Source organism: Streptomyces sp. LaBMicrA B280, from assembly GCF_049222185.1.
Lineage (GTDB): Bacteria > Actinomycetota > Actinomycetes > Streptomycetales > Streptomycetaceae > Streptomyces > Streptomyces murinus.
Genome location: NZ_JBMJCT010000062.1, coordinates 112,360 through 125,692, shown reverse-complemented (window position 1 = coordinate 125,692; position 13,333 = coordinate 112,360). Strand labels below are relative to the sequence as shown.

The window sequence follows — 13,333 nt, the reverse complement described above, 5'->3', positions numbered from 1 at the left end:
GCGCGTCGAGTAAGGTCCCGGGGCATGAAACTGGCGTTCTCCACTCTCGGTGTCCCCGGCCTGCCCGTCCCGGACGTCCTGGCGCTCGCGTCCGAGCACGGCTACCACGGAGTCGAACTGCGCGCCCATCCCGAGGAACCGGTCCACCCCGGCCTCTCCCCCGCCGAACGCGCCGATGTCGCCGCGCTGTTCCGCGGCTCCGGCATCGAACCGCTGTGCGTGGCCGGGTACGCGCGCCTCGCCGCGCCCGGTGACGACGCGGCGGTACTCGGCGAGGTGCGGGGGCTGCTCCGGCTCGCCCACGATCTCGGTGCGCCCTTCGTCCGCGTCTTTCCCGGCGGGGAGGGCCCGCACGAGGAGGCCGACGCGATCGCGGCCCGGCGGCTCGGGACCGCCGCCGAGGACGCGTCCGCGCTCGGGGTGCGGATCCTGCTGGAGACCCATGACTCGCACCGCACCGGCGCCGACGCCATCCGGGTGCTGGGCCCGGTGGGGCATCGGCAGGTGGGGGCGCTGTGGGATGTGATGCACACCTGGCTGGGCGGCGAGCAGCCCGCGCAGACGTATGCGGCGCTCACCCCGCAGCTGGGATATGTGCAGGTCAAGGACATCGCCTCGGCCGAGGACACGACCCCGCTGCCGCTCGGCGCGGGCGTGCTGCCGCTCACCGAGTGCGTGGAGGTGCTCAGCCGGGGCGGCTGGGACGGCTGGCTGTGCTGGGAGTACGAGAAGCGGTGGTACGAGCAGGCCGCCCCGCTGCCCGGCCTGCTCGCCGCGGGCCGCGATCACCTCGTACGACTGCTCGGCGAGGCGGCGTAGCCCGTCGGAGCCCGTCGGAGCCCATCGGGGCCCGTCGGGCGCAGTCCGGTGGGTCCGTCCGTCCTAGTACGTCAGGCCGTGGCCGATCGGGTACAGGACCTTCGTCGGGTCGTCGGCCCGCTGCACCGGTACCGGGAGCTTGCCGCGCGGCTTGACGCGGCCCGCGATCACCCGTGCGGCGGCCCGGAGTTCGACGTCGGTCCAGCAGTACGACGCCAGGCAGGCCCGGACCGAGGGGAGTTGGGCGATGTCGTACGGGTTGCGCACGGCGAGCGCCACCACGGGCTTGCCGGTCGCCAACAGCGCGTCCACCAGGGTGCGTTGGGAGCTGTTCGCCGTCACGTTGTAGGTGCCGACCACCACCGCGTCCGCGTCCTGGGCGGCGGCCACCGCCTTGTCGATGGTCGCCGCGGACGGGCTCGTGCCGGTCGGCAGCGCGGTGGCGGTGAAGCCCGCCTCGGTGAGGGCGGTGGCCAGGACGCCGGTCGGCGGCCCTGTCGTACCGGACGGGGAGTCCGGGTCGGCGCCGACCACCAGGAGGCGGGGCTGGGCATGGCGGTTCAGGGGCAGGGTGCCGCCCTCGTTGACCAGCAGGGTCGTCGTGCGCTCGGCGATGCGGTCGGCCGCGGCCAGATGGGACTTGGTGCCGACCGCGTGGTCCACGCCCCGCCGGTCCACGTAGGCCCCGTCGAAGAGGCCGAGCCGGGACTTCAGCCGCAGGATGCGCAGGATCGATTCGTCGAGGCGGGCCTCGGTCAGCTCGCCGTCCTGGACGGCCTTCAGGACCGCGTTCCAGGCCGTGTCGATGGACGGCGGGTTGAGCAGCTGGTCCACGCCGGCCTTCAGCGCGAGCACCGGCACCCGGTCGTCGCCGTACTTGGTGCGCACGCCCTCCATGCCGAGGGAGTCGGTGATCACCACGCCGTCGTAGCCGAGTTCACCGCGCAGGATGCCGGTGAGGATGGGCTCGGAGAGGGTGGCCGGGTCGCCGGAGTCGTCCAGGGCCGGGAACTCGATGTGCGCGGTCATGATCGAGTCGATGCCCGCCGCGATCGCCGACCGGAACGGCACCGCGTCCAGCTTCTCCCACAGCTCCCGGCTGTGCGTGATGACCGGGAAGCCGTAGTGGCTGTCGACCGCGGTGTCCCCGTGGCCCGGGAAGTGCTTGGCGGTGGCGGCGACCCGAGCCGACTGATAGCCCTTCACCTCGGCCGCGACCAGCTCCGCGACCGCCGCCGGGTCGGCGCCGAAGGAGCGCACCCCGATCACCGGGTTGGCCGGGTTGACGTTCACATCGGCGTCGGGCGAGTAGTCCTGGTTGATGCCGAGGGCGCGCAGTTCGGTGCCCGAGATCCGGCCGAGGGTGCGCGCGTCGGCCGCGGACCCTCCCGCCCCGATCGCCATCGCGCCGGGGAAGAGCGTGGCGGGCTCGCCCACCCGGCACACCGCGCCGTGCTCCTGGTCGGTGGCGATCAGCATCGGCAGGCCGCGCGGCCGGTCCAGGGACGCCTTCTGGATGCCGTTGGACAACTCCGCGATCTGGTGCGGGTTCTGGGTGTTGTGGGCCCAGGTGAAGTAGATGATCCCGCCGACCCGGTACCTCTGGATCAGCTCGGCCGCGGTGCGCACGCCCAGCTCGCTCAGGTTGGCGTCGATGTCGGCCTGGTCGGGGGCGGTGGCGGAGGCGCCGTAGACCCGCATCACGAAGAGCTGGCCGACCTTCTCCGGGAGCGACATCCGGGAGATCAGGGCCTTGAGACGGCGCTCGTCGGGGGTGGCGGCGCGGGCCGTGGTGGGCACGGTCAGCGCGGCGGTGATCCCGGCCCCCGCGGCGAGGACGGTACGCCGGGACAGCCGGGCGCCGCCCCCGCCCCCGGTGTTTCCTGTGCCTCTCTTGCTGGTGTCGCTTCCCGTGCTGGTGTCGGGCACGTGCGCTCCTTCCCAGAGGAGAACTGCTGAAGGAAACTTCCAAGGAGTCACCAATATCCGGGAAGTTTCTTTCCGTCAAGGGAACGCACAGCGGCCAGCGTGTCGACGCGGGCGGCGGTTCAGCAGAGGATCCAGCCCGAGCTGACGCTGTTCTGGCCGACCGCGCCGCGGATCCAGACACAGCGGTGCCCGGCGTGCACGGTCACCGGCCCTGCGTGGTGCAGATAGCGCCCGTTGTCCTTGGCCGGGCGGCTGCCGCGGGCCTGGACGCTGACCGACATCGCGCGGACGGTGCCGGGGCTGCGGGCGAGGGTCATGGCGCAGATGTAGTCGCCCTGCCGGTAGACACGGGTGACGCCGGAGGCGAAGGAGAGGGTTCTGACCTGTTCCCCCGAGCAGCCGCTGGGCGCCGCCTGTGCGGTGCCGGAGGCCGCGAAGGCCAGCAGTCCGGCCGCGGCCAGCAGGACCGGACCGAGCGTGAGACGCCGGCGTATCGCACCACTTTCCACGTGTTCGTCCTCCCTGAAACGCCCTGGCCGTCCCCCGGCGGCCGTACGCATGTACGACGCAAGGGGTATGCCGGATGGTTGCACGATCGTCATCCGCGCGGATCATCGGCATCCGCGCGGATTCGGCGGGGCTCAGAGGGCCGCGCCCACCGGCTCCTCCGGCTCGGAGCGACCGGCGAAGGTCCGCCACAGCTCGGCGTACCGGCCGCCGAGGGCGAGCAGTTCCTCGTGCGTGCCGTCCTCGGCGACCCGGCCGTGGTCCATGACCACCACCCGGTCGGCGCGGGCGGCAGTGGTCAGCCGGTGGGCCACCACCAGGGTGGTGCGACGGCCCGCGAGGCGGTCGGTGGCCTGGTTGACCTGGGCTTCCGTGGCCAGGTCGAGCGCGGCCGTGGCCTCGTCCAGGAGCAGGATGTCCGGGTCGACCAGTTCGGCGCGGGCGAGCGCGATCAGCTGGCGCTGGCCGGCCGAGAGGTTGCGGCCGCGCTCGGCGACCTCGTGCAGATAGCCGCCGTCGAGGGTGGCGATCATCTCGTGCGCGCCGACCGCCCGCGCGGCCGCCTCCACCTCGGCGTCGGTGGCGCCGGGGCGGCCGTAGGCGATGGCGTCCCGGACGGTGCCCGGGAACAGGTACGCCTCCTGCGGCACCACGCCGAGCCGGTGCCGGTAGGCGGTCAGGTCCAGGTCGCGCAGATCGGCGCCGTCGACGGTGACCCGTCCGGCCGTCGGGTCGTAGAACCGGGCCACCAGCTTGACCAGGGTGGACTTTCCGGCGCCGGTCTCGCCGACGAAGGCGACCGTCTGGCCCGCGGGGATCGTCAACTCGACGTCGGCGAGGGCGGCTTCGTCGTCGCCGTACGCGAAGCGCACCCCCTCGAAGGCGATGTCGCCGCGCAGCGACGTGACGTCACGCGGCTGCTTCGCCTCCTTCGTGGACGTGGGCTCGCGCAGCAGCTCCTGGATGCGGCCGAGCGAGACGGTGGCCTGCTGGTAGCCGTCGAAGACCTGGGACAGCTGCTGCACGGGGGCGAAGAACAGGTCGATGTAGAGGAGGTAGGCGACCAGGGCGCCGGTGGTGAGGGTGGCGGCCTCCACCCGGCCCGCGCCCGCGATCAGCACGGCGGCGGCGGCGAGCGAGGACAGCAGCTGGACGAACGGGAAGTAGATCGATATCAGCCACTGGCCGCGCAGCCGGGCCGCGCGATAGCCGTCGCTGCGCTCGGCGAACCGCCGCCCGCCGTCCCGCTCGCGGCGGAACGCCTGCACGATCCGCAGCCCGGACACCGACTCCTGGAGGTCGGCGTTGACCGCCGAGACGCGCTCGCGGGCCAGCTCGTACGCCTTCACGCTGGCCCGGCGGAAGAAGAAGGTGGCGATGATCAGCGGGGGCAGCGTGACGAAGACGACGAGGGCGAGCTGGATGTCGATCACCAGCAGGACGACCATGATGCCGAAGAAGGTGACGACCGAGACGAACGCGGTGACCAGGCCGGTCTGCAGGAAGGTGCTCAGCGCGTCGACGTCGGTGGTCATCCGGGTCATCACCCGGCCGGTCAGCTCGCGCTCGTAGTAGTCGAGGCCGAGCCGCTGGAGGTGGGCGAAGATCTTGAGCCGCAGCGTGTAGAGGACGCGTTCGCCGGTACGGCCGGTCATCCGGGTCTCGCCGATCTGCGCGGCCCACTGCACCAGCACCACCAGCAGGGCGAGCAGCGCGGCCGACCAGACGGCGCCGATGGCCAGCTTGGTGACGCCCGCGTCGATGCCGTGCCGGATCAGCACCGGCAGCACCAGGCTCGCGCCCGCGTCGACGGCGACCAGGGCCAGGCTGACCAGCAGCGGCAGCCCGAAGCCGTGCAGCAGGCGGCGCAGCCCGTAGGAGTCCTCGGGCCGTACCGCCTTGTCCTCGTCGACGTCGGGGGTGTCGGTGGCCGGGGGCAGGGCGTCCACCTGGGCGAGGAGCGCGGGGGTGGCGGGGGTGCCGGCCAGCGCCATGTCCTTGGGCGCGCGGTCGCCGGTCCACAGGTGGGGGGTGACGCCGCGCTCGGCGTCGTACTCGGCGTCCAGCTCGGCGCGCAGGCTGTCGTCCTCGATCGGCTCGCCGTCCGGCGGTGTGTGGCCGGGAGAGACGCCGCCCAGCTCGTCCGGGTCGGTCAGCAGCCGCCGGTAGCGGGCGGAGCGCCGCTGGAGCTCCTCGTGGGTGCCGAGGTCGGCGAGCCGGCCGCGGTCGAGTACGGCGATGCGGTCGGCGAGGTTCAGGGTGGAGCGGCGGTGGGCGATCAGCAGGGTCGTACGGCCCCGCATGACCTCCTTCAGCGCCCCGTGGATCTCGTGTTCGACGCGGGCGTCCACGGCGGAGGTGGCGTCGTCCAGGACCAGCAGGCGGGGGTCGGTGAGCAGGGCACGGGCGAGCGCGACGCGCTGGCGCTGGCCGCCGGAGAGGGTGAGGCCGTGCTCGCCGACCTTGGTGTCGTAGCCCTCGGGCAGTTCCCGGATGAAGCGGTCGGCCTGGGCGGCGCGGGCGGCGGCCTCGATCTCGTCGTCGGTGGCGTCCGGGCGGCCGTACGCGATGTTCGAGCGGACCGTGTCGGAGAAGAGGAACGAGTCCTCCGGGACCAGTCCGATCGCGGCGCGCAGCGAGGAGTGGGTCAGCTCGCGCACGTCGTGGCCGCCGATCAGGACGGCGCCGTGGGTGACGTCGTAGAAGCGCGGCAGGAGCAGGGAGAGGGTGGACTTGCCGGAGCCGGAGGAGCCGACCACGGCCAGCGTCTCACCCTGGCGTATCTCGAAGCTGAGCCCGTCCAGGACCCTGGTGTCGTCGGCGTACCCGAAGGACACGTCGTCGAACTCGACGGTCGCGGGCGCGTCGGCGGGCAGCTCCCGGGTGCCGTCCTTCATGGTCGGCTCGGTGTCGATCAGCTCCAGGACGCGTTCGGTGCCGGCGCGGGCCTGCTGGCCGACGGTGAGGACCATCGCGAGCATGCGGACCGGGCCGACCAGCTGGGCGAGGTAGGTGGAGAAGGCGACGAAGGTGCCCAGCGTGATGTGCCCGCGCACCGCGAGCCAGCCGCCGAGCGCGAGCATGGCGACCTGGCCGAGCGCCGGGACGGACTGGAGGGCGGGGGTGTACCTGCTGTTCAGGCGGATGGTGCGCAGCCGGCCCGCGAACAGCTTGCGGCCGACCTCGCGCAGCTTGCCGGTCTCCTGCGCCTCCTGCCCGAAGCCCTTGACCACCCGTACGCCGCTCACCGCGCCGTCGACCACGCCCGCGACGGCGGCGGCCTGGGCCTGGGCGTACCAGGTGGCGGGGTGCAGCTTGCTGCGGCTGCGCCGGGCGATCCAGCCGAGCGCGGGGGCGACGGCGAGGGCGACGAGGGTCAGCGGCAGCGACAGCCACGCCATGATCACCAGGGAGACCAGGAAGAGCAGCACGTTCCCGATGGTCATCGGGAGCATGAAGAGCAGGCCCTGGATCAGCTGGAGGTCGCTGGTGGCACGGCCCACGACCTGGCCGGTCGACAGCTCGTCCTGGCGGCGGCCGTCGAGCCGGGTGATCGTGTCGTACATCTCCGTCCGCAGGTCGTGCTGGACGTCGAGGGCGAGCCGGCCGCCGTAGAAGCGGCGGACGTAGGTGGCGGCGTAGACGAGCACGGCGGCGACGACGAGGGCACCGGCCCAGGGGGCCATGGAACGGGTGTGGGCGCCGATCACATCGTCGATGATCACCTTGGTGATCAGGGGGACGACGGCGGTGACGGCCATACCGGCGAGCGAGGAGCCGAGGGCGAGGAGGACGTCCTTGGGGTAGCGCCAGGCGTAGCCCGCGAGTCGTCGTGCCCATGCCCGATGTGGTTCCACGCGGTGCCTCCCGGTTGTCGTACTTTTCCGGAAGGCACCAACGCGGGTGGGAGCGGATTTCATCCCTCCGCAACAATTGGTCGTCAGGCGCGTACCCGCAGGTAGTAGAAGCGGGTGGTCTGGACCGGGTTCTGGTTGTCGTCGCTGACCAGGAGGACCTGCAGACGGCCGGTGCGGTCGCGGCCCGTGATGGTCATGCCCTCGATGTTGTCGAGGAGGGGGTTGGGCTGCGGCTGCTTGGCGGTGGCGCCGAGGGAGGGGCAGGCGGCGAGGTCGGCGAGCAGCGTCTTCTTGATCAGCCGGACGCCGCCCTGGCCGGTGAGGTTCTCGATGCCGCTGGTGTCCGTGGCGTGGCGCGGGTCGGCCAGGTAGAGGCGGACGGTGTTGCCGACGCCCGCGGTGAAGCCGCGCTCCAGGACGAGGAGCCGGCCGTCGGGCGTGGCCTGCACCTCGGGGACGCCGAGCCCGGCGTCGATGCGGTACCCGTACTGCGCGGCGAGCCGGAAGTGGTCGCCCTTGGTCCGGGTCCAGGTCTGGAAGCGGACGAGGTCGGCGCTGTCGCCCGCGATCGGGTCCTCCATGGACGCGAGGAGGGTGCGGCCGCCGGGCAGCAGGGTCAGGCCCTCGAAGGTCTGGTTGGAGGTGGCGCGGCCCGCGGGGGCGACGAGCAGGGAGGGCGGCACGGGGAGCCGGTCGAGGATCTTGCCGTCGCGGGAGTAGCGCCGGATGGAGGGTTCGACCTCGGAGGTGACGAGGAGGGTGCCGGTGGGGGTCCCGCCGCGCGAGCGGAGCCGGGGGTGGGGGAGGTCGAGGACGAGGCCCTCGGAGTCGAGGTCGGCGCCGTTCTCGTCCGCGAGGTGGACGGCGGACTTCGGCCGGAGGGTCCGGGCGTCCAGGTCGAACAGCTGGGAGCGGTCCGACAGGGCGGCGAGCGATCCGTCGCGGTCCACGGCGAGGGCGGAGAGGTTGCCGACGAAGGTGCCGTCGTACGTCGTCTTGTCGAGCGCGTCGGAGAAGCGGTCGATCGAGACGGTGGACGAACAGGCGTGGCCCGCGCGCGCGTGCGGGACGAGCGGGACGAGGTGGGCGGGCCGGGCCGCGGCGGGCCCGGCGGCGGTCAGTGTGGTGGCGGCCGCCAGGCCGGCGGTGACGGTGGCGATGACATGTCTCAGGCGCATGATCGATCACCGTAGCCGCGGCTCAACTACGCGCGGGAGACTTTGTGTTGACTTCGCGCTGAAAGCTTGTGGCTAGGGGGCGGGCGTGGCGACGAACGCCTCGTCCGGCCTGGTCGTGGGGACGTAGCGGGCCGTCTTGGCGGTGGTCGGCACGAGGTCCTTGTGGATGGCCTTGGCGACGTTCTGGATGGTGGTGACGCCGTAGTCCATGGTGCTGTCGTCCTGGGTCAGCACGGACATCATGTAGTCGTGCCCCGCGCCGTTGAAGGTGCCGAGGCTGTGCACGCGCCAGCCGTGCGTGGAGCGCTGCAGCCAGCCGTTCTTGACGTGCACGGAGACGGTGGACGGCGCACCGGCGGGCGTGCCCCAGCGCTGGTCGGAGACGACCTGCCCCATCAACTTCTGTATGTACGAGCGGGAGTTGTCACTGAGCACGCTGTTCTTGGCGGTGACCAGCTGGAGCAGCTTCTGCTCGTCGGCGACGTTCTCCTGGGTCAGGCCCCAGTAACCGCCCGAGCCCGGCACGGTCTTGGTCATCTTGGCGGCGGCCAGGAAGCCCTTGATCTTCGTCAGGCCCAGCTGCTTCCACAGCTTGCTGGTGGCGTCGTTGTCCGACTGGGTGATCATGGCGGTGGCGAGCGAGGTCTCGGTGCTCGTCAGGTAGCGGTTGTGCTTCTTGGCGTCCCACAGCAGCGTGGCGAGCACGGTGACCTTGACGGTGCTGGCCGAGTCGTACGCGGTGGTGCCGCGCAGGGTGCAGGTGGTCTTGGTGCTGCGGTCGTAGAGCCCGATGGCGACGGTGCTCTTGCGGTTCGCCAGCGCCGCGGTGATGTCCTTGGTCAGCTTGGCGGCGAGACCGGCCTTGCCCGAGGTGCAGCTCACGGCGGGTGTGGTCGCGGCGGCCGGGCCGGCGGCCGCGACGGTGGGTATGAGCAGCGCGGCACCGAGCGCCGCGACCGACGCCTTGGCGCGCCGGCTGAAGCGGTGGGTCATCGAGAAGTCCCCCTGGGAACGACGTGTGGACGCACCCCTTGCGGGCACGTACGGCCCTTTGACTCGCAAGAGTGGTCGGAAGTTGCACACATGTTCTCAAGGCGAGTGTTCCCACTGACCAGCGGCCGGCAATGCTTCGTCCATGCCGGAGCGGGACGAATCCCCCTTGAGGCGCGGCCGGGTCACGCCTCGAAGTCGTACTCCAGGACATACGCGGCGGAGTCGAGGACCATCTCGTTGACCTCGACGACCCGCCCCTCCGCGTCGAAGGCCGTGCGGACGATCTGGATCACGGGGACGCCGGGCGGCAGTTCGACTCGCTCGGCCTCGGTCCGGCCGGGCATCCGGGAGCGGAGTTCCTCACGGAAGCGGACCGGGGCGTGGCCGAGGTCGGCGAGGCGGGCGTAGACACCGCCGGGCCCCGTGTCCGGCTCGGCGATCGGGGAGTTCGCGACGAGGTCGGCCGGCAGGTAGGACGTGGACAGCAGGACCGGCTTGCCGTCGAGGACGAAACGACGACGGCGGACGCAGAGGTGCGCGGCCTCGTCCAGGCCCATGACCCCGGCGACGGCCGCCGACGCGGGCTCGTGCGCCACCTCGACGGAGTCGACGGCGAGTTCACGGCCCCCGATGTCCGCCGCCCAGACGGACCGGCCCTCGCCCCACTGCTCCCGGGCGAGCCGCTCGATGCCGCGGCGGCGGATGGGCCGGAAGTCCCTTACGGAAGCCGCCCGTTCCCCGTACTGACCGTTCACGCGACCCACCCCGCTCGTCCCTCATGGCCGGCGCCGACCACGTACGACGGTACGGCGAACCCGGCCCGACGGCACAGGCCGTGGCCAACGCCGAGGGTTCGGCGAGGGCGTCCCTCCGGGTGGGTTTCCGTGTGGCGGGTCAGGACGCGGGGCGATAGAAACCGGAGTGTGACCAGAGCGGGCGGGCTCGGTCCACGGTCCCTCGTGGGTGCTGTGCCATCGACCCCGACCCCTGGGGCGCGCCCTTCGTTCCGGTCGGGGCACCCAGGCGGCAGGCCCGCGGCTCGGGAAGAGAGTTGATGCGGCCCTACGGTGGGGAGACCGTGTCCGCGGGGCGGCGTGACAGTGTCGTCGTGCACCCCGAGGACGTTCTGCCCCGCCTCGCCCCCTTCACGAACGGGGGCAACTGGGCGGGGTGTTGTGGGCCCTCGGGGGCGAACGGTCCCAATCTGGTCTGCGTCTGCGGCTCGCGCCTCGCCACCTGGGCCGCCGATTGCATGGGGCCCGATGAACTCCACCTCGACCCCGTCCGCGTCAACGCCGGGTAGCCGGGGCTCGCTACGCGCCCTGACCCAGATGCGTCGGCGCGAACATCCGCAGCACGGCGGGGAGGACGACCACTGAAGGGCCCGGCGTCGACAGGGCGCGGGTCAGGTCCGGTTGCAGGGATTCCGGGGTCGTCCGTACGCCCGGGACGCCGAAGGATTCGGCGAGGGCGACGTAGTCCGGGCGGGTCAGTTCCGTGGCCGTCGACTCGCCGAAGGCGTCCGTCATGTATGCACGCAGGATGCCGTAGCCGCCGTCGTCGACGATCAGCCAGGTGACGGGGAGGTCGTGCTGGCGGGCCGTGGCCAGTTCGGCGATGGAGTAGAGGGCGCCGCCGTCGCCGGAGACCGCGAGGACCGGGTGGCTCGGGTCGGCGACCGCCGCGCCCAGGGCCGCGGGGAAGGCGTAGCCGAGGCCGCCCGAGCCCTGGGAGGAGTGCATCAGGTTCGTGCCCCGGGGGTCGAAGCCGCACCACGCCCAGTAGGACAGGATCGTCATGTCCCAGAAGGACGGGGAGCGGGCCGGCAGCGCGCGGCGCACGGCGGTCAACAGCGACTGTTCCAGGGTGAGTTCCTGGGACGCGATGCGGTCCGAGACGCGGGAGAGCACCGCGCGCACCCGCTCCGCCGCCCCGGGATCACGCCGTTCCGTCGCCGTCTCCAGCAGCGCCTGGAGGGCCAGGCGGGCGTCCGCGTGGATGCCCAGCGCGGGGTGGTTCGACTCCAGCTTCCCGAGGTCCGCCTCGATCTGGATGACCCGGCCGCGCGGCTTGAACGTGTGGTAGTTCGAGGAGAGTTCACCGAGGCCCGAACCCACGACCAGCAGGACGTCGGCGTCCTCCAGGAAGTCGGTGGTGTGCCGGTCCTCCAGCCAGGACTGGAGGGACAGCGGGTGCGTCCAGGGGAACGCGCCCTTGCCGCCGTACGTCGTGACCACCGGGGCGTCCAGCAGTTCCGCCAGCCGGCGCAGCTTGCCGGAGGCGTCCGAGCGTACGACGCCGCCGCCCGCGATGATCGCCGGGCGGGCGGCGGTGGACAGCAACTCCGCCGCCAGTGCCGTCAGTTCGGGGCGCGGTACCAGGTCGTCCGGCGTCGCGTCCATCGCCGTCACCACCGGCAGCGGCGTCGGGGCCCCCAGGACGTCCTGGGGGATCTCCACCCACACCGGGCCGTGCGGGGCCGTCAGCGCGGACTTCCAGGCCTCGGCGATCGCCGAGGGGATCTGGGACTGGGTGCGGGCCGTGTGCACCGACTTCACCACGCCCCGGAACGACGCGGCCTGGTCGGGGAGTTCATGGAGATAGCCGTGGCGGCCGCCGCCCAGGCCCGCCGTCGGGACCTGGCTGCTGATCGCGAGCACGGGGGCGGAGGCGGCGGCCGCCTCCTGGAGCGCGGCCAGCGAGGTCAGCGCGCCGGGGCCGGTCGACAGCAGCAGCGGCGCCGCCTCGCCGGTGATCCGGCCGTACGCGTCGGCCGCGAAGCCCGCGTTGTTCTCCACCCGCAGGCCGATGTAGCGGAGGGAAGACCTGCGCAGGGCGTCGAACACGCCCAGCGCGTGCTGTCCCGGCAGGCCGAAGACGGTCGTCGCGCCCAGCCCGGCCAGGGTCTCCACGACCAGGTCTCCGCCGGTGCGGCCGGGCGGCGGGTTCAGCGCGGCCTCCCGCTGGGCGGCGGTCGGGCGGAGTACCAGGTCGTGGTCGTGCGTCACGTCGGTTACGCGTCCTTCCGGGCCGCCGCGATCTGGCGGGACATGATGGTGGTCAGTTCGTACGCCGTGTGGGAGGCCGCCACGGACGTGATCTCGGCGTGGTCGTAGGCCGGGGCGACCTCGACCACGTCCGCCGAGACCAGGTTGCAGGAGGCCAGGCCGCGCAGGATCTCCAGCAGCTCGCGCGAGGTCATGCCGCCCGCCTCCGGCGTGCCCGTGCCGGGGGCGTGCGCCGGGTCGAGGCAGTCGATGTCGATGGAGATGTACAGCGGGCGGTCGCCGATGCGCTGGCGGAGCTGGTCGGCCACCTCGTCGGCGCCCCGGCGGTAGACGTCCGCCGAGGTGACGATGCCGAAGCCCATCTTCTCGTCGTCGGTGAGGTCCTGCTTGCCGTACAGCGGGCCGCGCGTGCCCACGTGCGAGAGGGCGGAGGTGTCGAGGATGCCCTCCTCCACCGCGCGGCGGAACGGCGTGCCGTGCGTGAACTCGGCGCCGAAGTACGTGTCCCAGGTGTCCAGGTGGGCGTCGAAGTGCAGCAGCGCGACCGGGCCGTGCTTCTTGGCCACCGAGCGCAGCAGCGGCAGCGCGATGGTGTGGTCGCCGCCCAGGGTCATCAGCCGGGCGCCGGTGCCCAGCAGGTCGTCCGCCGCGGCCTCGATCGTCTCGACGGCCTCGTTGATGTCGAACGGGTTCACCGCGATGTCGCCGCCGTCCGCGACCTGCGCGAGCGCGAAGGGGGACGCGTCCTGCGCGGGGTTGTAGGGGCGCAGCAGCCGGGACGCCTCGCGGATCGCGTTGCCGCCGAAGCGCGCGCCGGGCCGGTAGGAGACACCCGAGTCGAAGGGCACGCCCACCACGGCGACATCGGCGGTGCCGACCTCGTCCAGGCGGGGCAGCCGGGCGAAGGTCGCGGGGCCGGCGTACCGGGGGACGCGGGAGGAGTCGACGGGGCCGCGGGGCGTCTCGTTGCTGCTCATCGGGGGGCCTTCTTTCCTGCGTCCTGGCTGCGTCTCGTCGCGCTTTCGGCGCGTGTTCCTGTGCA

General features: G+C 72.5%; 8 protein-coding genes and 1 pseudogene. 1 reads left to right on the top strand and 8 read right to left on the bottom strand.

The annotated features are described in order from the left end of the window. The first annotated feature begins 24 nt into the window (after positions 1–24). Complete coding sequence (locus ACLF5H_RS33585) at positions 25–819, top strand: sugar phosphate isomerase/epimerase family protein (protein WP_421679793.1); 795 nt, start codon at positions 25–27, stop codon at positions 817–819. 63 nt (positions 820–882) lie between these two features. Here ACLF5H_RS33585 and ACLF5H_RS33580 read toward each other — a convergent pair whose 3' ends face one another. The 8 genes and pseudogenes from ACLF5H_RS33580 to speB form a co-directional block, all read right to left on the bottom strand. After that, positions 883–2,748, bottom strand: a complete 1,866-nt coding sequence (locus tag ACLF5H_RS33580) for a glycoside hydrolase family 3 protein (RefSeq protein ID WP_421679792.1) — start codon at positions 2,746–2,748, stop codon at positions 883–885. Between the two features lie 119 nt (positions 2,749–2,867). Beyond that, entirely contained in the window at positions 2,868–3,257 is a 390-nt protein-coding gene (locus ACLF5H_RS33575) for a hypothetical protein (protein WP_421679791.1), read from the bottom strand. Positions 3,258–3,389: 132 nt separating this feature from the next. Continuing rightward, positions 3,390–7,112, bottom strand: a complete 3,723-nt coding sequence (locus ACLF5H_RS33570) for an ABC transporter ATP-binding protein (protein ID WP_421679790.1) — start codon at positions 7,110–7,112, stop codon at positions 3,390–3,392. Positions 7,113–7,195: 83 nt separating this feature from the next. Further along, positions 7,196–8,290, bottom strand: a complete 1,095-nt coding sequence (locus tag ACLF5H_RS33565; protein WP_421679789.1) for an esterase-like activity of phytase family protein — start codon at positions 8,288–8,290, stop codon at positions 7,196–7,198. A 72-nt stretch (positions 8,291–8,362) separates the two neighbouring features. Continuing rightward, positions 8,363–9,283 carry a serine hydrolase gene (locus ACLF5H_RS33560; RefSeq protein WP_421679788.1) on the bottom strand — a complete coding sequence of 307 codons (921 nt, stop codon included), beginning with the start codon at positions 9,281–9,283 and terminating at the stop codon, positions 8,363–8,365. A 182-nt stretch (positions 9,284–9,465) separates the two neighbouring features. Next, a pseudogene (locus ACLF5H_RS33555) lies at positions 9,466–10,005 on the bottom strand (GntR family transcriptional regulator); the annotation flags it as partial. Positions 10,006–10,596: 591 nt separating this feature from the next. After that, a complete protein-coding gene (locus ACLF5H_RS33550; RefSeq protein ID WP_421679787.1) occupies positions 10,597–12,291 on the bottom strand; it encodes a thiamine pyrophosphate-binding protein in 1,695 nt (564 codons plus the stop codon). Positions 12,292–12,296: 5 nt separating this feature from the next. Beyond that, positions 12,297–13,268, bottom strand: coding sequence for an agmatinase (gene speB / locus ACLF5H_RS33545; protein ID WP_421679786.1), 972 nt, complete (start codon positions 13,266–13,268; stop codon positions 12,297–12,299). Between the last annotated feature and the right edge of the window lie 65 nt (positions 13,269–13,333).